16 protein-coding genes are annotated in these 26,263 nt (G+C 75.8%); 9 read left to right on the top strand and 7 right to left on the bottom strand.

Annotation, left to right across the window (positions count from 1 at the left end):
- Nucleotides 1-170 precede the first annotated feature (170 nt).
- From purS to B8281_RS01050, 4 genes are read left to right on the top strand one after another with little or no spacing between them, the layout of a single operon-like run.
- On the top strand, nucleotides 171-458 hold the full coding sequence (purS, locus tag B8281_RS01065) for a phosphoribosylformylglycinamidine synthase subunit PurS (protein ID WP_021483374.1): 288 nt from the start codon (nucleotides 171-173) through the stop codon (nucleotides 456-458).
- Nucleotides 458-1,177: a phosphoribosylformylglycinamidine synthase subunit PurQ gene (purQ, locus tag B8281_RS01060; RefSeq protein WP_034654359.1), complete on the top strand. Its 720-nt coding sequence runs from the start codon at nucleotides 458-460 to the stop codon at nucleotides 1,175-1,177. The genes purS and purQ overlap by 1 nt, the downstream gene beginning before the upstream one ends.
- Nucleotides 1,174-2,331 carry a GNAT family N-acetyltransferase gene (locus B8281_RS01055; RefSeq protein ID WP_232322632.1) on the top strand — a complete coding sequence of 386 codons (1,158 nt, stop codon included), beginning with the start codon at nucleotides 1,174-1,176 and terminating at the stop codon, nucleotides 2,329-2,331. The genes purQ and B8281_RS01055 overlap by 4 nt, the downstream gene beginning before the upstream one ends.
- Nucleotides 2,332-2,389: 58 nt before the next feature.
- Entirely contained in the window at nucleotides 2,390-2,704 is a 315-nt protein-coding gene (locus B8281_RS01050; protein WP_043658871.1) for a hypothetical protein, read from the top strand.
- Here the strand turns inward: B8281_RS01050 and B8281_RS01045 are convergent.
- From B8281_RS01045 to B8281_RS01035, 3 genes are read right to left on the bottom strand one after another with little or no spacing between them, the layout of a single operon-like run.
- Nucleotides 2,691-3,563 carry an LLM class flavin-dependent oxidoreductase gene (locus B8281_RS01045; RefSeq protein ID WP_085386634.1) on the bottom strand — a complete coding sequence of 291 codons (873 nt, stop codon included), beginning with the start codon at nucleotides 3,561-3,563 and terminating at the stop codon, nucleotides 2,691-2,693. The two genes, B8281_RS01050 and B8281_RS01045, sit on opposite strands and share 14 nt — an antisense overlap.
- Nucleotides 3,564-3,592: 29 nt before the next feature.
- Nucleotides 3,593-4,591, bottom strand: coding sequence for an MBL fold metallo-hydrolase (locus B8281_RS01040; protein ID WP_085386633.1), 999 nt, complete (start codon nucleotides 4,589-4,591; stop codon nucleotides 3,593-3,595).
- A gap of 1 nt (nucleotide 4,592) precedes the next feature.
- On the bottom strand, nucleotides 4,593-5,081 hold the full coding sequence (locus tag B8281_RS01035) for a hypothetical protein (RefSeq protein WP_085386632.1): 489 nt from the start codon (nucleotides 5,079-5,081) through the stop codon (nucleotides 4,593-4,595).
- A gap of 620 nt (nucleotides 5,082-5,701) precedes the next feature.
- Between B8281_RS01035 and B8281_RS01030 the strand changes: the two genes are divergently transcribed.
- The 3 genes from B8281_RS01030 (at nucleotide 5,702) to B8281_RS01020 (ending at nucleotide 15,097) form a co-directional block, all read left to right on the top strand.
- Nucleotides 5,702-9,247, top strand: coding sequence for a GH92 family glycosyl hydrolase (locus tag B8281_RS01030; protein WP_198163105.1), 3,546 nt, complete (start codon nucleotides 5,702-5,704; stop codon nucleotides 9,245-9,247).
- Between the two features lie 81 nt (nucleotides 9,248-9,328).
- The gene (locus tag B8281_RS01025; RefSeq protein WP_085386631.1) at nucleotides 9,329-12,814 is read left to right on the top strand and encodes a GH92 family glycosyl hydrolase; all 3,486 of its coding nucleotides are present in this window, start codon (nucleotides 9,329-9,331) and stop codon (nucleotides 12,812-12,814) included.
- A 147-nt stretch (nucleotides 12,815-12,961) separates the two neighbouring features.
- A complete protein-coding gene (locus tag B8281_RS01020) occupies nucleotides 12,962-15,097 on the top strand; it encodes a phosphatase PAP2 family protein (protein WP_085386630.1) in 2,136 nt (711 codons plus the stop codon).
- A 199-nt stretch (nucleotides 15,098-15,296) separates the two neighbouring features.
- Here the strand turns inward: B8281_RS01020 and B8281_RS01015 are convergent, their stop codons facing one another.
- The gene (locus B8281_RS01015; protein WP_085386629.1) at nucleotides 15,297-16,349 is read right to left on the bottom strand and encodes an LLM class flavin-dependent oxidoreductase; all 1,053 of its coding nucleotides are present in this window, start codon (nucleotides 16,347-16,349) and stop codon (nucleotides 15,297-15,299) included.
- Nucleotides 16,350-16,420: 71 nt separating this feature from the next.
- On the opposite strand from B8281_RS01015, the gene B8281_RS19940 reads away from it, so the two are divergent.
- Nucleotides 16,421-16,543, top strand: a complete 123-nt coding sequence (locus tag B8281_RS19940; protein ID WP_021483523.1) for a hypothetical protein — start codon at nucleotides 16,421-16,423, stop codon at nucleotides 16,541-16,543.
- On the opposite strand, the gene recD is transcribed toward B8281_RS19940, so the two are convergent.
- The 3 genes from recD to recC are packed head-to-tail and all read right to left on the bottom strand — an operon-like array spanning nucleotide 16,519 to nucleotide 25,582.
- On the bottom strand, nucleotides 16,519-18,582 hold the full coding sequence (gene recD / locus B8281_RS01010) for an exodeoxyribonuclease V subunit alpha (protein ID WP_085386628.1): 2,064 nt from the start codon (nucleotides 18,580-18,582) through the stop codon (nucleotides 16,519-16,521). The two genes, B8281_RS19940 and recD, sit on opposite strands and share 25 nt — an antisense overlap.
- The gene (locus tag B8281_RS01005; RefSeq protein ID WP_085386627.1) at nucleotides 18,579-22,127 is read right to left on the bottom strand and encodes a UvrD-helicase domain-containing protein; all 3,549 of its coding nucleotides are present in this window, start codon (nucleotides 22,125-22,127) and stop codon (nucleotides 18,579-18,581) included. The genes recD and B8281_RS01005 overlap by 4 nt, the downstream gene beginning before the upstream one ends.
- Nucleotides 22,124-25,582, bottom strand: a complete 3,459-nt coding sequence (gene recC, locus B8281_RS01000) for an exodeoxyribonuclease V subunit gamma (RefSeq protein ID WP_232322749.1) — start codon at nucleotides 25,580-25,582, stop codon at nucleotides 22,124-22,126. The genes B8281_RS01005 and recC overlap by 4 nt, the downstream gene beginning before the upstream one ends.
- A gap of 190 nt (nucleotides 25,583-25,772) precedes the next feature.
- Between recC and B8281_RS00995 the strand changes: the two genes are divergently transcribed.
- Nucleotides 25,773-26,258, top strand: coding sequence for a hypothetical protein (locus B8281_RS00995; RefSeq protein ID WP_144721450.1), 486 nt, complete (start codon nucleotides 25,773-25,775; stop codon nucleotides 26,256-26,258).
- The last annotated feature ends 5 nt before the right edge of the window (nucleotides 26,259-26,263 follow it).

The following is a 26,263-nucleotide window of genomic DNA, read 5'->3' as shown; positions in this document are numbered from 1 at the left end:
CGCTCACCGTGCGGACGCCCGACCGGGCGGGTGCGCGCGCCCGCTAGACTGAGCGCGGAATCCCGCCGTCGGCTCCCGCTCGTCCCGTCCCCCCGGGCGTCCTCGACGCCCGTGACGTGGCCGGGATCCCGGAGCCCCGGCCCTCCCAACACTCTCGCCAAGGAGCCCCCGTGGGACGCGTCGTCGTCGAGGTCATGCCCAAGCCCGAGATCCTGGACCCGCAGGGCAAGGCCGTCGTCGGGGCGCTGCCGCGCCTCGGGTTCACCCAGTTCACGTCCGTCCGCCAGGGCAAGCGGTTCGAGCTCGAGGTCGAGGGCCCGGTGACGCCGGAGGTCCTCGCCGCCGCCGAGGAGGCCGCGGTGAAGCTCCTGTCGAACCCCGTCATCGAGGACGTCGTGCGCGTCGCCGACATCGAGACGGACGCCGCCGCGACGATCACGTCGCAGGGTCTCGCCTGATGACCGCCTCGGCTCTCGCGACGGCCACGGTCGGCGTCGTCACCTTCCCCGGCACGCTCGACGACCGCGACGCCGCGCGCGCGGTGCGTCTCGCGGGCGGCGAGGCCGTGTCGCTCTGGCACGCCGACGCCGACCTCCACGGCGTGGACGCGGTCGTCCTGCCCGGCGGCTTCTCCTACGGCGACTACCTGCGCGCGGGCGCGATCAGCCGGTTCGCGCCGGTCATGGAGTCGATCGTGGACGCCGCGAAGGGCGGCATGCCCGTGCTCGGCATCTGCAACGGCTTCCAGATCCTCACCGAGGCGCACCTGCTCCCGGGGTCGATGGTCAAGAACGACCACCTGCACTTCGTGTGCCGCGAGCAGGTCCTCGTGGTCGAGAACGCCGACACCGCCTGGACGCGCGACTACACGGCCGGCCAGCGCATCACGATCCCGCTGAAGAACCAGGACGGGCAGTTCGTCGCCGACGAGCGGACGCTCGACGAGCTCGAGGCCGAGGGCCGCGTCGTCTTCCGCTACGACGGCTGGAACCCGAACGGGTCGCGCCGCGGCATCGCGGGCATCTCGAACGCGGCGGGCAACGTCGTCGGCCTCATGCCCCACCCGGAGCACGCCGTCGAGCCCGGCTTCGGCCCGGCCGCCGAGGCCGGCCCGCGCGCCGGCACCGACGGCCTCGGGTTCTTCACGTCCGTCCTGGGCGCGCTCGTCCGCGCGTGACGCTCCCGCGCGTCCTGCCCGACGCCGTCGGGCGCCCCGGGACCGGGGTCGTCACCGTGGCGACGGTCCCGGCGGACGACGTCGCGGCCGAGCGGCTGCGGTCGCGGCAGCAGGCGGAGCTCGCGGTGCGCTACGGCGAGCCCGACGCCGGCACGTTCGCCCCCGAGGCGGCGCTCGCGAACGTCGTGGTCCGGGAGGACGGCGAACCGGTCGCGTTCGTCGCGCTGCGCGACGTCTCCGGCACGCCGGACGGACGGGGCGGCACGCACCCCGCGCGGACCGGCGAGGTGAAGCGCCTGTACGTCGAGCCCGCCCACCGGGGTCGCGGGCACGCACGCACCGCGATGCGCGCGCTGCACGAGCGCGCGGTCGCCGCGGGCCTCGACCGGCTCGTGCTCGAGACGGGCACGCTCCAGCCGGAGTCCATCGACCTCTACCTCGCGCTCGGGTACGTGCCGATCGAGTCGTACGGCCACTACGCCGGGCAGCCGCTGTCGCGCTGCTTCGCGCTCGACCTGCGCGTGTCGCCCGCCGCTGCGTCGGATGCCGCCGGAGCGCGGACCGCCGCGCCGGATGCCACCGGACCGCGGGGCGCTGCGCCGGACGGCGCGGGGTCAGGGTCCGGCACCGCGGCGGGCGGCCCGGTCGTCGGGGGAGCCGCGGTCGAGCTCCGTGCCGTCCCGTGGGACGACCCCGACGCGGCCGCGCTGCGCCGCGAGATGCACGAGACGTCGTCGGCCGTCCTGTACCCGGAGCTCTTCGGCCGCCTCGACTCCGCCGGGGGGTTCGAAACCGTGGACGCGCACCTGGGAGTCGACGTCGTGGTGACCCTCGTGGCGTACCGGGACGGCGAGGCGCTCGGGTGCGCGTCGCTGCGACGGCCCGAGCCCGGCGCGCCGCAGGACGCGCTCGAGGTGAAGAAGGTGTTCGTGCGCGAGAGCGCGCGCCGCACGGGGACCGCGCGTCGGCTCCTCGACGGGCTGGAGACGGCGGCGCGTGAGCGCGGGACCTCCACGCTCTTGCTCGAGACGGGCATCCGCCAGCCCGGCGCCATCGCGCTCTACCGCTCGCTCGGCTTCCGTGCCGTCGCGCACTTCCCGCCCTACGACGGCGACAACCACGTCGCGCTGTGCTTCGCCAAGCCGCTGACCTGAGGCGATACCCCGCCGTGCCGCATATGACCGCGCTGTCCGGTTCCGCTAGGGTGGACCGGTGATCCCCCTCGCGTCCGGCGCCCACTCCGTGGCCTCCGTCGTCCTCGAGCTGCTCGGGTGGGTCTCCGCAGCCGTGACGCGGGTGCCCGGACGGATCGGTGCGCTCGCGGCGGAAGTGCGGGAGACCGCGGCGGGCTGGGGCCTCCCGGTCGGCGAGGTCACCGACCTCTACGCCGACTTCCCCGTCCGCCTCGCGCTCGCCGTCGGCGCCGTCGCTCTGGTGTGCGCGGTGGTCGCCCTCGTCCACGGCCTGCGGCAGCGGCCCGGCGCCGCGGGCACCGAGGGCGACACCGGGCGCGTCACCGAGAGCTGAGCAGCGGCGCGACCTCGTGGCCGAGGAAGCGCACGAACGTCTCGACGTCGGGCTCGTCCGCGGTCGGCTGGACCGCCACGGCCGTCGCGCCCGCCTCCGCGAGAGCCAGGACTCCCGCCGCCACCGCGTGGGCGTCGCCCGCGGCGCCGATGCCCCGACCGGGCTCCGCGCCCCACACCGGCAGCTCGCGGTCGACCCGTGCCTGCGCGTCCGGTCCCGTCGCCGCGATGAGCGTCGCGTGGACGTCGAACCCGGGGCCCGCGCCGCCCTCGCGCGCGACGGCCGCCGCACCCCGCACGTCTTCGGGGGTCAGCGCGTTCGTGAGGATGAGACCGTCGCCGAGCTCGCCGGCCAGCGCGAGCGTCCGCGGCCCGGACCCGCCCAGCCACAGCGGGACGGGCTCCGTGGGCGGCCAGTCGAGCCGGACGGCGTCGAGCGTGACGTACCGGCCGTCCGTCGTGACCTCCTCGCCCGCGAGCAGGCTCCGCAGCGCCGTCGCGTGCTCGCGCAGGAGCGTCAGCGGCGACGCGACGCGCACCCCCGCCTGCCCCATCCACTCCTGGACGCCGTGCCCGACCCCCGCGACGAGGCGACCGGGGAACATCCGCGCGAGCGTCGCGACCTCCATCGCCGTGATCGCCGTGCTGCGCAGCGGGGCGGGCATGAGCCCGATGCCGACGCGCACGCGGTCGGTCCACGCCAGGGCAGCGGCCGCCGAGGCGAGGCCGGACTGCTTGAAGCAGTCCTCCCACACCCAGAGGTCGTCGAGGCCGGCGTCCTCCGCCGTCGTCGCGAGCCGCCGCAGGCTCTCGGGTGCGTGGGTGGGCACGAACGCGATACCGAGCCGTGGTGTCGTCATCCCGTCATCGTGCACCGTGGCACCGACAGTCAGCCGTCGCGGCTCGGGCTGCTGGGGTTGTCGTCGGCCGCGTCCGTTCCGATGTCCGCGATCGTGCCGGTGCCGGTGCCGGTGCCCGCGTCGGTGTCTGGGCCGGCGAGGAACGAGAGCTGCGCGGCGACGGACTGCCGGGCGGCTCCTCGCACCGTGGGGTCGACGTCGGCGTAGACCCGCGCGACCACCTGGTTGACCGCGTCCTGGGCGTCCGGGGCCAGGCCGAGGGTGGTCAACACGTCCCGCACCTGTGCGAGACGCTCGTGACGGTGCTCCCGGTACGCGCGCACGCGCGCCGCGAGGTCGTCGACGACCGGTCCGTGGCCGGGGAGGCCGACCGCCGGGCCCGGACTGCCCGCCACGGCCTCGATCGTGTCGAGGCTCGCGAGGTAGGCGCCGAGCGACCCGTCGGGTGCGGCGATCACCGTCGTCCCCGTCCCGAGCACCGTGTCGCCCGTGAGGACGGTCGTGCCCGACGGCGTCCGCGCGCCCTCGTGCGCCGCGGTGCCGGAACCCGCGGTGCCGGAGCCCGCCAGGCCCGGGTCCGCCGTGCGGCGGGTGGGGTCGTCGGTCGGGGCGACCGGGCCGTCGTCGGGCAGGACGAGACAGACCGAGTCGGCGGTGTGCCCGGGCGTGGCGAGGACCACGACCCGCAGACCCGCGGCCTCGATCACCTCGCCGTCGCGCAGCGGCGCGCCGCCGTGGCAGTGGTCCGGGTCGGCCGCCCGCACCGGGGCGTCGGTGCGCGCGCGCAGCCCGGGGGACCCGGCCGTGTGGTCGGCGTGGCGGTGGGTCACGAGCACGAGCTCGACCGGCCCGGCGACGGCGAGCGCGTCGAGGTGGGCCGCGTCGTCGGGCCCCGGGTCCACGACGACGCACGACGCCGAGCCCGGCGCGCGCAGCACGTACGACCGCGTGCCGTCGAGCGTCATGGGGCCGGGGTTGCCCGCGCGCAGGACGGCGGCGAGGCGCGTGACGGGCGTCGGGACGCTCATGTCACGCGCGGTGCCGCAGGACCGCGGGGCGGCCCTCGTCGTCCCACTGGGAGAACCGCGCGTCGATCAGCGGCGCGACGAGCTCGTACGTCTCCCACGTGTCCGGGACGCGGTACACGTCCTCCGGCTCCCCGTCGCCGGGGCTCACGGCGTCCACGTAGTCCTCGAGGTACAGGCCGCCGTCGTCCTCGTCCTCGTCGTCGCCCGCGTAGTAGGCGCTCGCGAACGCGGCGCCGACGTCGTCGAGGTCGACGTCGACGAGCTTGCCTTCGCACGACTCGTGCACGAACGCGCCCGGTGTGGTGGTGCGCTCGCGCAGCGCAGCGAGCTCGTCCTCGGAGTCCTCCTCGAGCTCCGGGGACACGTGCCCCGCGAGCGCAGCCCACGCGAGGAACATGCCGATGTGCGTCGCGCCCGCCTCGGGACCGGCCTCGGGCGGGTAGCCCTCGCCGTCGAAGTGCCAGGACGCGTCGTCGTACTTCGTGGTCATGCGCGCGACGCTACCGCGTCCTGCCGACGCCACCGACGCCCACCACGACTGTCGAGATGCGGGCTACCTTGACCGATCCTGCGTCTGGTCAACCCGCAAGGGGCCGGCGGCCCGGCGTCCGCTCGGGGAAGATCTGGCATCAGTCAATCCTCGGCCTCGAGTCGCGCAGCGACGTGACGCTCTGCCCTGGTGAGGAGGACGCAGGAAGTGCGAAGGCGACGGCACCGCTCACGACCAGCGCGGCCACGCAGGCGGCACCGACTGCGCGGGTGCACGTCGGTGCGGACGGGGCCAGCGCCGTTGCACAGACGGTGGTCGGTCGTGGGCTGTCGAATGGCGGCGACCGACGGTGGGTCGTCGCGATGGCCTTGATAGCGCTGTCAACGTGTGCGAGGGTATGCCGCGGGGACCGGCGTCGTGGCCAGGCCCCGGCCTCCGAGTCATAGATGACCACCGACCCCACGCCGCCGTGGGACCAAGGGGAGCACCGCATGCGGAGAGACAGCGCTGTCAACGCTGATCGCGATCTATTCTCGAGCACCGGACCGTCACGCTCTCGCCCGTCGCGTCCCGGCGGGCGTCGGCGTCGCGCGGGCGCCGTCGTCGCGCTGACCACCGCGGTGAGCCTGGCGCTCCCGCTGACCGCGTACGCGGCGCCCGGGCTCGCGACGTCGCCCACGGCCACCGCCGGGACGGAGTCAGCGACGGGGTCCGATGCCGCCGCCGTCGACGGCCCGCTGGTCGACTACGTCAACCCGTTCATCGGGACCAAGGACGACGGCAACACCTACCCGGGCGCTGCCGTGCCGTTCGGCATGGTGCAACTCTCGCCGGACAACGGCCACAACGTCGGGTACGACTACGACCGCACGTCGGTGCGCGGGTTCTCGCTCGTGCACCTGTCCGGCGTCGGCTGCGGCCTCGGCGGTCCGCTCCCGACCCTGCCGACGACGGGCGCGATCACCTCGACCGACTACGGCCAGTACGCGCTCGGTTTCTCGCACGACGACGAGGAGGCCTCGCCGGGGTACTACCGCGTGGGTCTCCAGGCGCCGGCGGGCACGATCGAGGCCGAGCTCACCGCGACCGCGCGCACGGGCGTCCAGCGGTACACGTTCCCCGCGACGGCGCAGGCCAACGTCCTGCTCAACGCCGGCCAGGCGCTCAACCGGGTGACGGAGTCCGACGTGCGCGTCGTGGACGACCGCACGGTCGAGACGCGCATCACCGTCCGCGGCTTCTGCCAGGACACCGAGCCGCAGACGATCTGGACCCGCACGACCTTCGACCGGCCGTTCGTCGCGCACGGCACGTGGGACGGCCAGGTCGTCACCGCGGGCGCGGACGCCGCGTCCGGCGGCGAGGGCCGTCGCGGCGCGTACGTCACGTTCGACACGACCGGCGGCGACCTCGACGTCGAGGCCGTCACCGCGATGAGCTACGTGGGCGCCGACGGCGCCGCGGCGAACCTCGCCGCGGAGGCCGGCACGTTCGACGCCGTGCACGACGCCGCGCGCTCGGCCTGGGAGGAGCGGCTCGGCCTCGTGCGGGTCGCGCAGGGCGACCCGGACGACCTGCGCACCTTCTACTCCTCGCTCTACCGCAGCTTCCTCGCGCCGAACGTCGGCTCCGACGTCGACGGGCGCTACCGCGGCTGGGACCAGGAGGTCCACGCCGCGGAACCGGACTTCACCTACTACCAGAACTACTCGCTCTGGGACACGTACCGCACCCAGCAGCAGCTCCTGTACCTGCTCGCGCCCGACGAGTCGGCCGACATGGCGCTCTCGCTCGTGCGCCAGGGCCAGCAGGGCGGGTGGCTCCCGCGCTGGGGCTACGGCACGGTCGAGACGAACATCATGACCGGCGACCCGGCGACGCCGTTCCTCGTCAGCGCCTGGCGCCAGGGCCTGCTCGCGGGCCACGAGGAGGAGGCGTACGCGGTCCTGAGGGAGAACGCCGACGGCGTCCCGCCCGCCGACTCGCCCTTCAACGGGCGCGCGGCGAACGTCGAGTACCTGCGCGACGGGTTCGTCCCGCACGAGCCGGCGCGCTCGGGCAAGCCCGGCGACTACGATCTCCAGCACGGCGCCTCGGCGACCATGGAGTACGCCCTCGCCGACGCGATGCTCTCGACGATGGCGCGCGGCCTCGGCCACGACGAGGACGCCGACCGGTACGCCGCCCGCGGCCAGAGCTACCGCAACGTGTTCGACCCGCGCACGGGCAACTTCCGGGCGCGTAACGCGGACGGCTTCTTCGTGGGCGACGCGGACCCCGCGCACTCCGACGGGTTCCACGAGGGCACGGCGGTGCAGTACCAGTGGCTCGTGCCCCAGGACGTGCCGGGCCTGTTCGACCTCATGGGCGGCACCGACGCCGCGGTCGACCGCCTCGATGCGTTCTTCGCGTACGACGAGCTCGTCGCCGACCCCCCGCACGTCGCGAGCGAGGTGTGGGTCAACGGCACGTACGACTACTACGGCTGGGAGACCTACAACCCGAACAACGAGCCCAACCTCCATGCGCCGTACGTCTACCTGTGGACCGGGCAGCCCTGGAAGACGACGGACGTCGTGCGCGCCGCGTCGACCCTCTTCACCGACGGCCCCGACGGCGTCACGGGCAACGACGACCTCGGCACGATGTCCGCGTGGCACGTGCTGTCGTCGATCGGCGTGTACCCGATCGTGCCGGGCGCCGATCTGTGGGGCCTGACGACGCCGCTCTTCGACGACGTGACGATCACGCTCGACCCGGAGGTCTTCGGTCGGGACTCCCTGCGCCTCACGGCGGACGGCGTCGCGCCCGACACGCACTACACGCAGTCCGTGTCGCTCGGCGGCGAGCCGCTCGATCGCGCCTGGGTCACGGGCGACGAGCTCACCGCGGCCGGCACGCTCGACGTGACCGTCGGCACCGAGCCGTCCGCGTGGGCGACCGACCCCGCGGCCTCGCCGGGCGCCGTCGTGCCTGCGGACGGCACGGTCGAGCGCCTGTTCGTCGGCGCGACGCCGCGGCAGCCGGTCCTCGCCCCGGGCGGGCGGACCGAGGTCGCAGTCCAGGTCGTCGCCCAGGGCGCGGGGACGTCCAGCGGGACGCTCGAGGTGACGTCCGACGGCGCGGTCACCGCGACGACCGACCTCGCCGAGTGGACCGCCGAGTCCGACGGCCTGCCGGCCACGGTCGAGGGCACGGTGACGATCGAGGCTCCCGCCGACGCCGAGCCGGGTCTGCACACGGTGCGGCTCGTCGTGCGCGACGCCGCGGGGACCGAGGCGGTCCGCGAGGTCTCGGTCGTCGTGTCCGGGGAGTCGTGGATCGCCGACGCGTTCGACAACGTCGGCATCGGCGACGCCGGGGCGGCCAACGCGAACCTCGACGGCTCGGGCGCCTACCTCCTGCGCGACCTGCTCGCGGACCTCGGCGCCGTCCAGGGCCTGGAGCTCACCGTGCCGGGCACGGACCTCACCTACACGCTCGGGGCCCCGCGGGCGGGCGCGCCCGACAACGTCGCCGCGAGCGGCGAGGTCCTCGAGGTGCCCGAGCACCTGCGCTCGGTCCGCCACCTCTCGGTGGTCGGGACGAGCACGCACGGCACGCACGGGGGCGGCCTCGTCCTCGGGTTCGCCGACGGCTCGTCGCAGACCGTCGACGTGCGCCTCAGCGACTGGTGCACGGGCTCGCCCGAGCCCGGCAACATCACGGTCGCGAAGGCCGGGGCGCGCGGCGACCGCGAGAACGTGCAGAAGATCGGCTGCGGCCTCTACGCCACCGCGCCCGTCGCGATCCCCGAGGGCAAGGTCCTGACGTCGGTCACGCTGCCGAGCGACGAGCGGTTCCACGTGTTCGCGATCGCGACCGACGCGACGGGGGACGTCCCCGCGCCGCAGGTCGAGGTCACGGCGCAGGCCCGCTGCCTCGGCGGCAAGGCGTTCGTCGCGGTGCGCGCGCTCAACACGGGCGAGCAGCCCGCCGCGATCGAGCTCGCGACCCCGTACGGCTCCAAGCTCTTCGGTGACGTCGCTCCCGGGGCGAACGCGTACCAGTCGTTCGCCACCCGCGCCGCCGCCGTCGAGGCGGGCGAGGTCACGGTGACCGTGACGACGCCCGACGGCGAGCCCCAGCAGGTCACGGCCGCGTACGACGCCGCCGCCTGCTCCTGATCGACGGTGGCGCGGGGCCGTACGGTCCCGCGCCACCGTCCTCCACGCTCCTTCCCGCTCCTTCGTCCTGTGAGGACCCGCATGTCTCGAACACGTCCTGCGCGCACCACGGTGCGGCGCTCCGTCGCGGCGCTCTCTGCCACGGCGGTCCTGGCCGCCGGACTCTCGATCGCGCCCGCCGTCGGGCTCGCGGTCCCGGCGGTCGCGGCCGCACCCGACCTCGTTGAGGACCCCGTCTCCTTCGTCGACCCGTTCGTCGGGACCGGCCAGGCGACGGGCGTCGTCGGGGAGATCAACAACTTCCCCGGGCCGTCGATGCCGTTCGGCATGATGCAGCTCTCGCCCGACACCCAGGTCTCCGTGGGCAACGGCGACAAGGCGTACGCGGGCTACCGCTACTCGCACCAGGCGATCCGCGGCTTCTCCATGACGCACGCGGCCGCCGGGTGCTGGATCTTCGGCGACGTCCCGATCCTCCCCGTGACGGGCGACGTCGGGCAGTACCCGTGGGACCGCAAGGAGTCGTTCAGCCACGACGCGGAGAGTGCCGAGGTCGGCCGGTACGCGGTCGCGCTCCAGTCGTCGGGGATCGAGGCGGAGCTGTCGGCCGCGACCCGCTCGGGCGGGCTGACGTTCGACTACCCCGAGGGCGGTGCCGCGTCGCAGGTGATCGTCAACGCCGCGGGCTCGCTCGCGAGCGTGCGCAACGCGACGGTCGAGGTCGAGGACGCGCGCACGGTCACCGGCTCGGTGACGAGCGGCGGGTTCTGCGGCAAGAACAACACCCACACGACGTACTTCGCGATCGAGCTCGACCAGGACGCGCAGGCGTTCGGCACGTGGCAGGGCTCGACCGTCTCGCCCGGCGACCCGTCGGCCGACGGCAACGGCGCGGGCGCGTGGCTCACCTTCGCGCCCGGCGCGACGGTGCACGCGAAGGTCGGCATGTCCTACGTGAGCGTCGAGGGCGCGCGCGCCAACCTCGCGGCCGAGATCCCGGGCTTCGACTTCGACGCCGTCCGGGACGCGAACCGCGCCGCGTGGTCCGACCTGCTCGGGAAGGTCCGCGTCGCGGGGGAGGACGCCGACGACCTCACGATGTTCTACACGTCGCTCTACCACTCGCTGCTGCACCCGAACACGTTCACCGACGTGGACGGCCGGTACGTCGGGTTCGACGGCGAGATCCACCAGGCACCCGAGGGGCACGAGCGGTACGCGAACTTCTCGGACTGGGACACGTACCGGTCGCTCGGGGCGCTCCAGGCGCTGCTGGCGCCCGACCGGGCGTCGGACATGGCGCAGTCGCTCGTCGAGGTCGCCGACCAGTCCGGCTGGCTGCCGCGCTGGCCGGTCGCGAACCAGCACACGGGCCAGATGACCGGTGACTCCTCGGTGCCGCTCATCGCGAGCATGTACGCGTTCGGGGCGCGCGACTTCGACGCGGAGTCGGCGCTCGCGCACATGGTCAAGGGCGCGACGAGCGCCGCCCCGACCGCGAACGGCTACGTGCAGCGGCGTGGGATCGAGACGTATCTCGAGCGCGGGTACGCGCCGCAGACCGAGGAGTTCCGGGGCGACCACCGCGTCGTGGGCGCGTCCATCACGCTCGAGTGGTCGATCGCCGACTTCGCGATCGGGCAGCTCGCGGCCGCGCTCGGCCAGGACGACGTCGCCGCCGAGTACGCCGCGCGCGGCCAGTGGTGGCAGAACGTCCACGACCCCGTGACCCGCACGGCGGGCGCCCGGAACGACGACGGCACGTTCGTGCGGTCGCAGGGCGGCGGCGGGTTCGGGCAGGAGGGCTTCGACGAGGGCAACGCCGAGCAGTACACGTGGCTCGTGCCGCAGAACGTCGCGGGGCTCACCGACGCGCTCGGGGGGCGCGAGGCCGTCGCGGAGCGGCTCGACGCCTTCACGGCGCAGCACAACGCCGGCCCGAACGAGCCGTACCTGTGGATCGGCAACGAGCCGAACTTCGGCGTCCCGTGGCTGTACGACTACGTGGGCCAGCCGTGGCGCACGAGCGAGCTCGTCGACGAGCTCACGTCCACGCTGTTCCGCCCCGAGCCGAACGGCAAGCCCGGCAACGACGACCTCGGCGCCCAGGCCGGCTGGTACGTGTGGGCCGCGATGGGCCTGTACCCGACCACGCCGGGCACGGACGTGCTCGCGCTCAACGCGCCGCGCTTCGACCGCGTCGTGGTCGACCTCGGCGAGGGCGAGACCCTCGACCTGCGCGCCACCGGCGCCTCGACCGGCGCCCGCTACATCAGCGGCGTCACCATCGACGGCGCGGCCTGGGACGGGACCTCGCTGCCGCGCCACATCGCGCACGAGGGCGGCGTCGTCGAGCTCGCGATGTCGACCGAGCGCGACACCACGTGGGGGACCGCGGTCGCGGACGCCCCGCCGTCGTGGCGCGACGGCGAGTCCGCCGTCGTCGCCGCGGCGGACCCGGGCCTCGTGACGGTCGCGCCCGGCGGGTCGGCCGACGCGTCGGTGGCCGTGCAGCTCTTCGGCGCCGACGCCGCGGACGTGCGCGTCGCGGTCGACGCCCCCGACGGCATCGGGGTCGGCGAGCCCGCGCTCGTCGACGACGGCTCGGGCCACCTCACCGGCACGGTCCCCGTCCAGGTAGGTGCCGGCGTCGCGTCCGGCTACCACGACGCGCGGCTCGTGGTCGCGGCCGGGGACGACGACGTCGAGGTGCCGCTCACCGTCCTCGTCGCCGCGCCCGGGTCGCTCGTCGCGGCGTACGACACGGTCGGCACCGCGCCCGAGGCGAACCGCGGCGTCGGGAACTTCGACGCGGCCGGCAACTCGTTCTCGCGCGAGGCGCTCGCCGACGCCGGGCTCACGCCCGGGTCGGTGCACGAGGTCGACGGCCTGGCGTTCACGTGGCCGTCCTCGCCCGTGGGGCGCCCGGACTCGGTCACGCTCACCGGTGAGACCGTGCGGCTCGACGTGCCGACGAGCCGGCTCGCGTTCGTCGGCGCGGCGACCGACGGGACCCACCGCGGGACCGCGGTCGTCACGCTCGACGACGGCAGCACCGCGTCCACGAGGATCGGCTTCGGTGACTGGGTGCTGCCCAGCGCGGACGGGTCGCCCGTGGAGGGCAACTCCGTCGTCGCGCAGATGAACCGGCGCAACGGCGACAAGGACAGCGCGTTCGTGTTCGCCACCGCCCCGTACACCGCGCCCGAGGGCCGGCGGGTGGTCGCGGTGACGTTCCCCGACGTCGACGACCTGCACGTCTTCGCGATCGCGGCTGAGCCGGCCGCGGACGTGCACCTCGTGGACGTGACGGTCTCCCCGCGCTGCCTCGCCGGGACCCCGTACCTGGCGGTGCGCGCGGCGAACGTCTCCGCCGGGGCCGTCGACGTCGACCTCACCACGGGCGTGGGCTCGCGGTCCTTCACGGCCGTCGCCCCCGGCGCGAACGCCTACCAGTCGTTCGCCGCCCGCGGCGCGACCGGGGACGTCGACGTCACCGTGACGGCCACGGGGGAGGAGGGGACGCAGACGGTCACGCAGACCGTCGTCGTCCCGCGCTGCGCCTGACCGGCGGCGGGCACGCACCGAGCGCTCGGTGCGTGCCCGCCGTCGCGCTCGACCGCTGTACCCGCAGCACCGCACGACCGCAGTACCGCTGGACCGGTCTCACCGACCGCACCGACGCACGACCGACAACGACGAGAGGGACGACCCATGACCGGTACGACGACGTACCCGGCCCCGCGACCCCGCGACCGCCGGACCACAGCGCCGCTCGCCCTGCTGGCGGCGCTCACGACGCTCGCGCTCCTGCTCGCCGCGGCGCTCCAGGCGCCGGCGGCGCGCGCCGCGGAGGCGTCGACACCGACCGAGGTGGTCGGCGCCGGCACGACCTGGCGCTACCTGGACGACAACACCGACCCCGCTGCGGGGAACGCGGACCGGACCGTGTGGGCCGACCCGGCGTTCGACGACGCCGCGTGGAAGACCGGCCGGCCGGGCTTCGGCGCGGTCAACGGGACCGCGAGCGGCATCGGCGGCGGCCACACCATCACGACCCTGCTCGACTACTGGATCACGCAGACGCCCAAGGTCGTCGTGCCCGCCTACTTCTTCCGCACGACCGTGACCCTCGACGAGGCGACGCTCGACGAGATCACCGGCCTGCGCGGGACGCTCGTCTACGACGACTCCGCCACCGTCTACGTCAACGGCGAGCGTGTCGCGGGCTGGGGCGACTCGATGATCACCCGGAACCTCCAGTACCAGGACAAGGCCGGCGCGACCGCGCCGCTGCGCGAGACTCTCGTCATCCCGGCCGACGTGCTCGTCGCGGGCAAGAACACGATCGCGGTCGAGATCCACCAGTGCAACGAGACGAGCTCGGACGTCTTCTTCTCCCTCGCGCTCTCCACCACCGACGACCCGTCGATGCCGTTCCCGCAGGAGGTCCTCGACCGGACCTACGCGTCCGACGCGACGCCGTCGGCCCCGACCGGGCAGGACTGGTTCACCTGGACTCTGCGCGGGTTCGCCGACCTGCGGGCGAACCACCCCGAGATCCTCTCGCCCAACGAGCCCGGCCAGCCCACGAGTGCCAACGACCTCGGCTCGCTCGCGCGCAACAACGCCTACGTCGCCGGGGACCCGCAGGTCCAGCGTGCACTGACCGACGGGCGCGGCTCGGCGTACGAGACCATGGCGGACGCGCTCGGCAGCGAGCTGGGGCCGATCTACCGCGACGCGCTCGCCGACGGCCGCCTCCCCAAGACGAAGGCCCTGCTGTCCGGGCGCGTCGAGAAGTCGGTCGGCAACCACGAGCCCGCGAAGGCCGCGTACGACTACAAGCGGCCGTTCGTCCGGCTCGGCTTCACGTCCGCCGGCGGTCACGTCAACGCCTTCGAGACGTCCGGCAGCTACGAGGGGCTGCGCAACAACGGCTCGTTCCCCAGCGGGCACACCAACCACGGCTACGCGCAGGGCACCGTGCTCGCCACCCTCCTGCCGGAGCTCGCGCCGCAGATCCTCGCGCGCGCGTCCGAGTACGGCGACAACCGCCTCGTGCTCGGCTTCCACTACCCGCTCGACGTCATGGGCGGCCGCATGGCCGGGCAGAACATCGCGCAGCTCCGGTGGTCCGACCCCGCGTTCCGCGTGCTCCTCGAACAGGCGCGCACCGAGCTCGTCACCGTGCTGGAGCGGGCGTGCGGCGACGAGATCGCCGTGTGCGCCGAGGACCAGGTGCCGTACCTGGCGACGGACCAGGCGCTCGCGGTCTATGACCAGCGCCTCACGTACGGGTTCCCGCGGGTCGGGGAGGTGGGCCGGGAGATCCAGGTGCCCGCGGGCGCCGAGGACCTGCTGCGCACGGCGTTCCCCGACCTCACCGGCGACCAGCGGCGGCTCGTCCTCGCGGCGACCGCGCTCGACTCGGGCTACGCGCTCGATGTCGCGGGCGCGGCCGAGTGGCAGCGCCTCGACCTTGCGGCCGCCATGGCGGCGGACGTCGTCGTGAACGCCGACGGCACGCTCACCGTGGACGGCGAGGTCGTCGGCGAGCCGACAGCGCCGCTCGTCGAGGTCGAGACGTCCGCGCGGTGCCTCGCCGGGGCGCCGTACGTCGCGGTCCGCGCCCGCAACGTGTCCGACGGCGTGGTCGCCGTCGCGCTCGTCACCGGCGCGGGGGAGAAGACCTTCGCCGCGGTGGCGGCCGGTGCGCACGCGTACCAGTCGTTCGCCGTGCGCGGTGTGGAGACGGGGGCGGACGTGCCCGTGACCGTCACAGCGACCGGCCCGGGGAGAGCGACCCAGGAGGTCGCGCGGGACGTCGTCGTGCCGGTGTGCACCTGAGACGGTGGGGAGAGCGAGCATCGCGGTCCGGTGCTGCCAAACATCACCGGACCGCGATGGTTGGTCTTGAAGGTGTCAGCAGTCGTGTCCGTCGTAGGCGGCGTCCGCCGTCGTGTTTGCGTAGGGCAGGACGACTGAGTCGCCCGGCGTGGCAAGTACCCGCTGGCGGGAGAATCTCGTCGTGCTCGGCGGTTCCGGGTCAGGCGGCGAGCTCTTCCGCGAGGAGCTCGAGCGTGCGCGCGCGGCCCGGCGTCGCGTCGAGCGCCTCGTCCGCACGGGACGCGGCGACGGGCACGACCATGACCTCGTCCACGCCGTGCCGCTCGGCGAGCCGACGGACCTCGGCCGCCGCGGCGTCGGGCGTCCCGACGGCCCAGCGGCGCAGGCTGTCCTCGACCATCTCCCCGGCCGCACCGTCGAGCGGCGCGGCCTGCGCCTCCTCGACGGTCTCCAGCGCGGTGAGCGCCTGCCCGGTGCGCAGGCGCGCCATCATGCGGGCCTGGGGGAGGGCCCGGGCGCGCGCCTCGTCGTCGGTCTCCGCGACGACGGCGTTGAGGGTGAGGAACGTGCGGGGCTCGGGGAACGCCTCGCTCGGGCGGTAGCCCTCGCGGTACAGGGCGAGGATCTCGTCGATGCCCTGGCCCGAGAAGTGGTTCGCGAACACGTAGGGCAGGCCGAGCTCGGCGGCGAGGCGCGCGGAGTAGTCGCTCGACCCGAGCAGCCAGACCGTCGGGGTGCCGTCCGCGGCGGGCGTCGCGTGCACGTCGTAGACCTGCCCGCTCGTGAGGCGCAGCGTCGCGCCCTGCGGGCTCATGAGCGCGAGGATGTCCGTGACGTGCTGGGGGAAGCGGTCGACGTCGGCCGTCGGGCCGGTGATGCGCAGGAGCTGCGTGACGACCGGGTCGGAACCGGGCGCGCGGCCGAGGCCCAGGTCGACCCGCCCCGGCGCGATCGCCTCGAGCGCGGCGAACTGCTCGGCCACGACGAGCGGCGCGTGGTTGGGCAGCATGACGCCGCCCGAGCCGACGCGGATCCGGTCCGTCACCGACGCCGCCGCGGCGATCATCACGGGCGGGGTCGAGGCCGCGACCGCGGGCATGTTGTGGTGCTCGGCGAACCAGTAGCGCTCGAAGCCGAGCCGGTCGGCGAGGCGGACCAGGTCGAGCGACGCTCGCACCGCCTGGGTGCTGGACTGGCCCGAGCGGACGGGCACGAGGTCGAGGACGGACAGGCGGGGGGTCTGGGTGCTCACTCTGGTGCCAACCGGCCACCCCCGTGCCTCATTCCCCGGGGCGACCGTGCACGCCTGCCAGGATGGTCGCCATGGACGTCCCCTCGATGATCATGGGCGCCGCCGTCGCGTCCGTCGCCTGGATCGTGCTCGTGCCCTGGGGCCGCCTCAAGGAGCTGCGCGAGCGGGATCAGGCGGAGCGCACCGAGGACTGACCGCCGGGCAGCGGAGTCCGCAGCCCGCTCGCCCGGTGAACCGGGCTCGTCACCGCGGTGCGTACGGCGTCCTCGGAGCCGACGACGCGCACGAACGACTGCGCGCGCGTCACCGCCGTGTACAGGAGCTCGCGCGTGAGCAGCGGCGAGGTCGCGGGCGGCAGGACGAGCGTGACCCGGTCGAACTGGCTGCCCTGCGCGCGGTGGACCGTCATGGCGTGCACGGTCTCCACGGGCGGCAGCCGGTGCGTGCGCACGCGCAGCGGCGCGCGCGGGTCCCCGAACACGGCGACGACCCCGCCCGAGGGCTCCGCGACGAGCACGCCGGTGTCACCGTTGTAGAGGCCGACCTCGGCGTCGTTCGTCGTGACGAGCAGCGGCCGCCCGGCGACCCACGGGGAGTCGGTCGCGTGGTGGCCGGTCGCCTCCTCGACCCACGCCTCGACCTGCGCCGCCCACCGGCCGCGCCCCGCGGGCCCGCGCCGGTGCGCCACCATGACGCGGTGCCGCGCGAGCGCCTCGAGCGCGGCGGCCGCGTCCCCGGCGCGCGCGGCCTCGACGAGCAGGGTCCCCGCGGCGACGGCGTCCGCGCGGACCGCGGCCAGCGCCGCGTCGTCGGGCTCGTCGTCGGGCGTCTCGAGGAACTCCACGGACCCGTGCCCCGCGCGCAGCAGGGCGAGCGTCGCCTCCGCGTCCTCGGCCCGGATCGCGGCGGCGAGCGGCAGGATCTCCGAGTCGCGGTCCTGCCGGTGGACGGTGCGCAGACGGACGACGCCGTTGCCGAGCACCGCCCGGTCGTCGACCTCGCCGTCCGCGGGCGGCGGCGCGTCGGCCAGCGCGGTCTCGGCCGCCGCGAGCACGACCGGTGCGGTGGCCGGCGGCGTGACGGGCTCGCGGTGCACGAGGTCGCCGAGCACGGCACCGGCCTCCACCGAGGCGAGCTGGTCCGGGTCCCCGACGAGCACGAGCCGCGCGTCGGGCCGCAGCGCCTCGAGCAGCCGCGCCATGAGCGGCAGCGCGACCATCGACGTCTCGTCGACGACGACGACGTCGTGCGGCAGGTGGTGGTGCGCGTCGTGGCGGAACCGGGTGCTGCTGCCCGGCCGGTACCCGAGGAGGCGGTGCAGCGTCGTCGCGACGGGCGTCCCGACGCGCGCGCGGTCGGCCGCGTCCCCGAACCCGGCGACGACCTCGCGCACCGCCTCCTGGAGCCGTGCGGCCGCCTTCCCGGTCGGGGCGGCGAGCGCGACACGCAGGGCCGTGCCCTGGTCGGCCGGGGCGTTCGCCCCCGCGCGCGACGGAGCGGGCGCCGCCGCGGCCGCGGGGCGGGCAGCGTCGTGCGGGACGGCGTCGTGCAGGACGGCGAGCAGCCGCGCGACCGTCGTCGTCTTGCCGGTGCCGGGGCCACCCGTGAGGACGGTGAGCCGGCGCGTGGCGGCGTGCGCGGCGGCGAGCCGCTGGCGCGTGTCCTCCGCCGCGGGGAAGAGGCGGGCCAGCGCGGCGTCGAGGCGGTCGGCGTCGACCGGCAGGTCGGGCGCCGCGAGCCGGCCGTCGACGTCGTGCCGGACCGCGAGCTCGTCGCGCCAGTAGCGGTCGAGGTACAGCGCGCCCCCGACCCAGCGCGCGGGCCGGTCGGGTGCGCCCTCGACCCCGACGGCGACGAGCGGGCTGCGCGCGACGGCGTCGACCCACGCGGTGCGGTCCGGCCACGGCAGGTCGGCGGCATCGGTCCGGGCGGCCTCCTCGTCCTCGGGCAGCGCCAGGGAGCCGAGGTCGTCGAGGCGCACGCACACGGAGCCGCTGCGCACGGCACGGACGGCGAGCGCGACGGCGAGCAGCACCCGGTCGTCGTGCTCGCCCGTGAGCCGGCCGAGCCGCAGCGCGACGCGCACGTCGGCGGCAGAGACCACGCGCGCGACGTTGAACGGCGCCAGGCCCGCCGGCACGCCGACGGCGAGCCGCGGGTCGCCCTCGTCGACCGCGTCGCCCGCAGGAGGAGCGGTGGGCCGGAGCGCCGACCCGGGAGTGGTCGTGGTCATGCGCGACCTCCGTCGAGCAGGGCGGACAGCGCGACGACGAGCCCGGGCGGCGGGCTCCAGGCGACGACGCCGTACGGGGTGCCGTCGGGGCCGCGGGGCGTGTCCGGGCCGGCCATGCCGCGCACGAACAGGTACGCCCCGCCGGCGAGGTCGCGGTCCGGGTCGTAGTCGCGCACGCGCCACCGCAGGTAGCGGTGGAGCGCGACGAGGTAGAGCACGAGCTGCAGCGGGTAGTGCGAGGCGAGCATCGCGTCGCGCATGGCGTCGGGGTGGTAGTCGCCCACGGCGAGGGGGACCCCGGGCGGCCCGACGCGGTTCGTCTTGTAGTCGACGACGAGGTACCGGCGGCGGCCGCCCGGATCCCTGCCCGGAGCGCCGTCGGGACCCGGGGTTGGCACGCGCAGCACGGCGTCGATCGAGCCCGTGAGGTAGCCGCGCAGCGGGACGCCACCGGTGCCCGTGCCGGTCTCGGACTCGTCGGCCAGCGACGCGAGCAGGTCGGGGTAGCGCGCGAACGCGTCGTCGGCGGGCAGGTGCGCCCGCAGGACGTCCGCGAGGTCGCGCAGCGTCGCGGGGCGCACGCCCTCCGTCTCGTCGCCCCCGGCGAGCGGGAGCTCGAACTCGAGCTCGGGCAGCCGGTCGCGCGGGTCGACGTCGGCGAGCGTGAGCCCGCCCGCGATCGGGCCGAGCGGCGTGCGCAGCGACAGGCCGAGCGCCGTCGCGAGCGCGACGGGCTCGACGCCCGGCACACGCACCGTCGCCGCCTGCGCGCAGCGGGCGCGCACCTCGGCGTCCAGGTCGTCGGCCGCGGTGTCGACGTACTCGAGGATCTCGTGCACGAGCGTGCCGAACGCGGTGCCGCCCGGCTGGCCCTCGTACGGGGACGGCACGTCCGCGCCGGGGCGCGGGGCCGAGGTCGAGGCCGAGGGCGCGGCGGTGTCGTCGTCGGTGGTCTCCTCGGGCTCGTCCTGCACGCCCGGGTCCTCGGGCTCGCTCTCGATCCCGCCGACCGGGCCGTGGTGCGCGGCCGCGGTCAGGGCCGAGTACGAGGCCCGACGCCAGTCGCGGTCCGGGAGGTGGGCAGCGGTCGCGAGCGCGAGGTCCGTGCCCGACCGGGTGCCGGGCGACCAGCGCTCGCCCTTCGGCCGCGCGTCGACCTGCTCGACGACGACCCTCCCGCCCGACCGCGCCGCGACGGCCTCGAACGCGGACCGGACGGCGTCGTCGCGCATCGCGTCGGGCCGCGCGTGGCGCCCGGGCTCGCCGCCGAGCATCCGGTCGGCGAGCAGGAGGCGGGTGAGCGGTCCCGATCCCGTGCTGCGCTTCGTGGGGGTCCAGTGCACGACCACCTGGTGCCGAGCTCGGGTGAGCGCCACGTACAGCAGGCGCAGGTCCTCGCCCAGCTCCTCGTCGCGCCAGCGCGCCTTGGCGTCCACGAACCCGGGGGAGCCGACCCCGCCGAGGTGCAGCACGCGCTGCCCGTGGTCGTCGTGGAACGCGAACAGCTCCTGGTCGTCGGGCTCGAACCGCTCCCACCCGAACGGGACGTAGACGACGCCGAACTCGAGGCCCTTCGCGGCGTGCACGGTGACGACCTGCACGGCGGCGGCGTCGGTCTCGAGACGGCGGGTGCGCTCGTCGGTGAAGACCGTCCCGACCTCCGCGATCCGGGTCCGGAGCCAGGCCGTGAGCGCGGCCGTGCCGAGCCCCTCGGTCGTCGCGGCCTCGTGCAGCGCCTGCGTGACGTGGCGCAGGTCGGTGAGGTAGCGCTCGCCATCGGCGCGCGCCATGACACGCGCCGTCGCCCCCCGCCGTGCGGCGACCTCCGCGACCGCGGCCACGCCCCGGTCGGCGAGCAGGTGCGCCCAGGCCCGGACCGTGTCGCCGAGCTCGTCGTGGTCCGCGTCGTCCGCCGTCGCGAGGCGCTGCGCGTCCCAGCCGACGAACGGGGTGAGGGCGAGCGCCGTCGCGCGCCGGTGGAGGCCCGGCTGCTCCAGCGCCGCGAGGAGCGTGAGCCAGTCCTGCGCCGCGGCCGACCCGAACACGCTCGACGGCCCCGAGACGACCGCCGGCACACCCAGCGCGACGAGCGCCGAGCGCACCGCCTCGGCCTGCGCGTTCGTGCGCGTCAGCACGGCGACGTCGCGCGGCTCGAGCGGGCGCCAGCGCACCGCGTCGCCTGCCGCCCCGCCGGCGTCGTCGCGCACGCGGTCGCCGCCGCCGGACGCGGTGCCGAGGCGGCTCGCGACGTCGGCCGCGACGTCCTTCGCGAGCAGGCCGCGCGCGTCCGGGGCCGACGGCGCCGACGAGGCGCCCAGCCGGTAGGCGCGGCGCGTCACCTGCCGCAGTCGCACCGGCGCGCCGCCGGAGAACCGTGCCTCGGGGTGCGCCGCGTCGACCGGGCGCACGACGATGCGCGGGTCGCCGAGCGCCGTCTCGCCGAGCAGCGCGTGCAGGCCCGCGAGGAGCGGGCCGTCGCTGCGCCAGCTCGTGCTGAGCGTCGCGGTGTCCGTCGCGTCCTCGACGGCCTCCAGGTACGTCACGACGTCCGCGCCGCGGAACGCGTAGATCGCCTGCTTGGGGTCCCCGATGAGGACGAGCGCGCTGCTCTCGTCGGGCCGCCCGTGGAACGCGGTGCGCAGGATCGCCCACTGCTCGGGGTCCGTGTCCTGGAACTCGTCCACCATGACGACGCGGAACCTCGACCGGACGCGCTGCGTCGCCGTCGCACCGTGCTCCGGGTCGGTGAGGGCGCGGCGCAGCAGGACGAGGAGGTCGTCGTAGTCGAGCAGGTGCATCGCGCGCTTGCGCGCCTCCACCTCGCGGCGCGCGGCGACGGCGACCTCGTACCGCGCCGCGGCCACCGAGCCCTCGGCCGCGTCCGACGGCGCGACCACCGCCCCGTGGTCGCTCACCGCCGCGCGGGCGACCGCGCGCACGTCGCGCGGCGAGAGGATCGGCTCGCTCTGGTCGGCGAACCGCCGCACGTACAGGTCGTCCGTGACCTCCTCAACGAGGTCGGCCACGTCGGGCAGGAAGCTCGTCGCGAGGTCGACGTCGGCCGCCGTCCCGAGCGCGGTGAGCATCTGCTGGCAGAACCCGTGCGTCGTCGTGATCGTCGCGGCGTCGAGCTGGGACAGCGCGACGCGCAGGCGCTCGCGACGGCGGGCGAGCTCGTCGGCGTCGACCGCGGCGAGGAACGCGACGAGCTCGTCGGTGCTGTGCGCCGGGTCGGAGCCGCGCAGCGCGCGCTCGGTCGCGACGAGGCGCTCGCGCACGCGGTCGCGCAGCTCCGACGTCGCGGCCCGGCCGAACGTCACGAGCATGATCTCGGGCAGCGCCGCCACGCCCTCGGCGACGTAGCGCGTCGTGAGGGTCGCGATGGTGTGCGTCTTGCCCGTGCCGGCGCTCGCCTCGAGCACGACCGTCCCGCGCGGCAGGTCGCCGAACGGGTCGAAGCGCCGCGGGCTCCCCGCGACGGGTCCGGGCACCGCCGGTCCGGACGCCACGGCGGGCGTGGCGGGTGCGGACGTCGGGCCGCTCATCGCGCACCTCGCAGCTCGTGCTCCAGCAGGGGGTCCCACACCCGGCGCGCGAGCGCGCCGAGGCGGGTCGGGTCGTCGGGGAAGCGGCCCAGGTCGGCGGTCGTCGCGTGGCCCGCGAGGTCGGGGAGCGCGGGGTCCTGGCCCCACGCGAGCACGACGTACGGGTCCTTGCGCTCGAAGCCCTTGTTCCACGCCCACCCGACGCGCATCAGGGCGTCGCGCGCGTCGGTGGTGCGCCGCTCCTCGGCGTAGCGGAGCGCGACCTCGGGCAGCAGCGGCAGGGGCTCGCGGGCAGCCTCGTCGCGCAGGGCCACGAGGTCGGCCAGCACGGCGGCCGCCGTGTCGCGGTCGGGCGGCGTGAGCGTCGACCACGCGACGCCCGGGCCGCGGGGGGACCGGCCGATCGCGACGGCGTCCCACGGGCGGTCCGGGTCGCTCACGCGCAGCGCGAGCGCCTGCACCCAGGCGCGCAGCCGGTGCTTCGGTCCGAGCCGCGAGTACTCCGTGCGCACCACGCGCGCGCCGTGCACGCCCGGCACGCTGCCGACGACCGTGCCGCCGTCCGGGAGGGTGGCACGCACGTCGACCGTCTCGGCGGAGCTCAGCACGTCCTGGCTCACGGGACGACCGGCCGCGACGTCGGCCTCGCGCGCGGCCTCGACGGCCGCGACCCGGAGCGGCCCCACGGCCCGGACGACCTCCTGGAGCGCCGACCGGCCGAGCTCGCGCGGCGGGACCTGGCCGCGCCGCCACTCGGCCTGCATCGCGCGGTTCGGGTCGACGCCCGCGAGCGCGGCCCGCAGCACGCGGTCGCCCACGCCCCAGCCCGCGAGCCCCGTGAGGGAGAGGGGCAGCCGGTCCTCGACGTCCTCCTCCTCCAGCACGAGACCCACGTCGAGCGTGTGCTGCGCGAACCAGCGGGGTGCGTTCTCGAGCAGGCGGACTAGGTCGTCGAGCTCGACGTCGGGGCGGCCCCCCGCCGCCGCGGGCATCCCCTGCTCTTCCGCAGGGCCGGCCGTGGCACCGGTCGGCAGCGAGAGCGGTGCGCCGACGAGGGCCCCGACCGGCTCGCGCTTCTGGCGCGCCTGGCGGGCCCCGGCGAACGCCGCGTCGTCATGGCTGAACGGTCCGGGGACGCCGAGCGCGCCCGGCGTGAAGTTCCGCTCGTCGACCGTCTGGAGCGGGTGCTGCACGACGACGTGCTCGCGCGCGGGGCGCCCGTCGGCCGTGGTGGCCACCCGGTCCAGCGCGTCGAGCAGCTCCGCCACGGGGACCGCGGGCGGGCGCGGCGCCCCGGTGCGCTCGTCGGCCCCCGTGTGCACGACGACGAGGTGGTCGCCCGCCGCGGCGACGGCGTCGAGGAAGATCTGCCGGTCCTCGCTGCGCGCGTCGCGCTCGCCGATCTCGGGGTGCCGGGCGAGCAGGTCGTCGCCCGCGGGCGCGGCGGTGCGGGGGAACACGCCGTCGTCGAGCCCGAGGAGGCACACGACCCGGTGCGGCACCGAGCGCATCGGCTCGAGCGAGCACACGGTGAGCGCGCCCGTGCGGAACCCGGCGCGCGTCGGGCGCCCGGCCAGGCGGTCGTCGAGCAGCGCCCGCACGTCCGCGAGCCGCAGCGCGACGCCGCCGTGCGCGGCACCCGCCGCCCGCACGTCGCCCAGCACGCGGCGTGCGGAGCCGATCTGCCACGCCTCCGTCGGCGGCGCCTCCGCCAGGAGCGTGAGCGCGCGGTCGAGGGTGTCGAGCCAGTGCGCGAGCGGGTGCACGCCGTCGAGGCCGCGCAGGATCTCCGTGAGCCGCGCGACGAGCTCCGCGAGCCGGCCCGCGAGGTCCACGTCCGTCGAGCCGACGTCGTCCAGCGGGAGCGCGGGCCCGACGAACCGGGCGTCCTCGTCGGCCATCGCGGCGCCGAGCAGGATGCGGTCGAGCGCCGCGTCCCACGTGCCCTGCCGCACGTGCTCGTCGATCCCGAAGCGGGCACGCCGCTCGCCGTCCTCGCCCCAGTGGACCCCCGCCTCGACGGCCCACTGCCGCAGGCGGTCGACGTCGTCGTCGGAGAAGCGGAACCGGCGGCGGACCGGGCCGCTCGCCGCGAGGTCGAGCACCTCGGACGCCGTGACGCGGCCGTCCGCGAGGCGCAGCAGCGTGGCGAGCAGCGCGAGCACGGGGTTGGTGGTCCCGGCGCCGCGGTCCGCGAGGCTGACCCGCAGCCGCTGGCCCGGGTGCGCGTCGTCGCCGAGCTCGGGGACGGCGCCGAAGGTCGCGGTGACGAGCGGCGCGAACGTCTCGACGTCGGGGCACAGGACGATCACGTCGCGCGCCTGGAGCGTCGGGTCGGCGGAGAACAGACCGACGAGCGTCTCGCGCAGCACCTCGACCTGCCGGGCGCGCCCGTGGCACGCGAGCACCTGCACGGAGCGGTCCGCCGGGTCCAGTACGTGGGCGCCGTCCGGTGCGTCGGCCCGCAGCGCGGACTGCAGCGCGCCGAGCAGGGTCGGTGGCGGGGGCGCGGCCGCGTGGTGGGTCTCGCGCGCCTCGCCCGCGGCCAGCCGGAGCTGCAGCTCGACCGTGTCCCGGCCTGTGGACGCGAGGAACGGGTGGCGCGCGAACGTCGGCAGGTCCGCGCGACGCCGGACGGGCGCGCCCGCGTGGTCCGAGCCCGGCTCCGCGCCGCTCGTGGAGGGGTCGCCGGCGGACTCGGCGACCGTCGCCCACAGCGCCGGCGAGGGGTGCACGAGCCACAGGTGGACGTCGCGGTGCTCGGCGAGCGCGCGCAGGACCCGGAGCTCGTCCTCGGGGAGCCGCGTGGGCCCGAACACGGACAACCGCGGCGGCAGGTCGACGGCCGCCGGGTCCGCACGCAGCGCCGCGACCGCCTCCGTCACGCGCCGCGCCGGGTCCGTCGCCGGGACGCGCTCCACCAGGCGGCGCCACAGCTCGGGCTGCCACGCGAGGTCGTCCGGCGCGACGGCGGCCCCCGCGACCGGGGCCGACCACGCGAGCACGACCTCGGGCCGCTGCCGGGCGTAGTCGACCAGGAGGTCGGCGAGCCGTCGCGCGAGCGTGAGCCGCCGGCCCCGCCGCACCTCGTCGCCCGGGTCGCCGACGTAGCGCGCGAGCGGCGCCGCCCACGGCTCGGCGAGGTGCGCGTCGAGCACCTCGAGCACCGACCACGCGAGCCGCTCGGGCCGCCACGGGTCGTCGTCGGGGTCGATGTCCGTGAGGTCGGCCACGACCTGCTCGACGAGCCGTCGCGGGCCCCGGAAGTCCACGTTCGCGCAGATCCCCGCCGTCTCGCCCGCGCCCAGGTGGTGCGAGAGCCGCTGCGCGAGCCACCGCTCCACCCCGCGCGTCGGGACCGCCACGACGTCCGGCGTGAACGGGTCCGCCGGGACCTCCGCGAGCACGGCGGCGAGCGGCGCCACGAGCGCCTCGGCACGCTCGGAGCGGTGCACGTGCAGCAAGAGGACCCCTGTCGGTGGTGGCGGCGTGATCACGCGCCCGGCCCGTGGCCGTGCGCTACGAGGAATCTACGAGGTGCGACCCACACCGTCGAACCGCCGTCCACAGGCGGACCGGGGACTACGGTGTCCGCACCCCACGCGCGCGGAGGCCGCGGCGGGACCGGCACCCGAGGGAGGCCCGATGCGGCAGCGGAGGACGACGGCCGTGCTGTGCACGATCGCCGACGGCGCCGCGCCGGGCACCGTCGCGGCCGCGTGCCGCGGCGCGCTCCAGGCGCTGCGCGACCGGGTGGCACGGCTCCAGGTCGACGTGTACTCCGACGAGCCGTGGCCACCGGACGCGACGGACGCGGTGCACGCCTTGGACGAGCTGCGCCGCGCACGACGCGGACACCTGGCCCGGCGTTTCGGCTGGGAGCCCCCGATCTCGCTCGAGCTCGACCCGCGCGACGACCGCGAGCTCGACCTCGCCCTCGCCGTCGCCCCCTTCACGATCTGCGGCTCGGGCTTCGACGAGGACGGGACGCTGCTCTGGGATGTGAACGACACCGGGACGTCGGTGACCTTCCTCCTGCTCCCGGAGGAGTTGGACGCGGTCCGGTCGCACGTCGCACGGTCGGGCGGACGCCCGGAGGACGTCGTCGTGCTGGGCGACCGTCGCGGCTGACGCGC

It is taken from the genome of Cellulosimicrobium sp. TH-20 (genome assembly GCF_002105775.1).
Taxonomy (GTDB): Bacteria; Actinomycetota; Actinomycetes; order Actinomycetales; family Cellulomonadaceae; genus Cellulosimicrobium; species Cellulosimicrobium funkei.
This window is presented reverse-complemented; position numbering and strand designations above follow the sequence as displayed.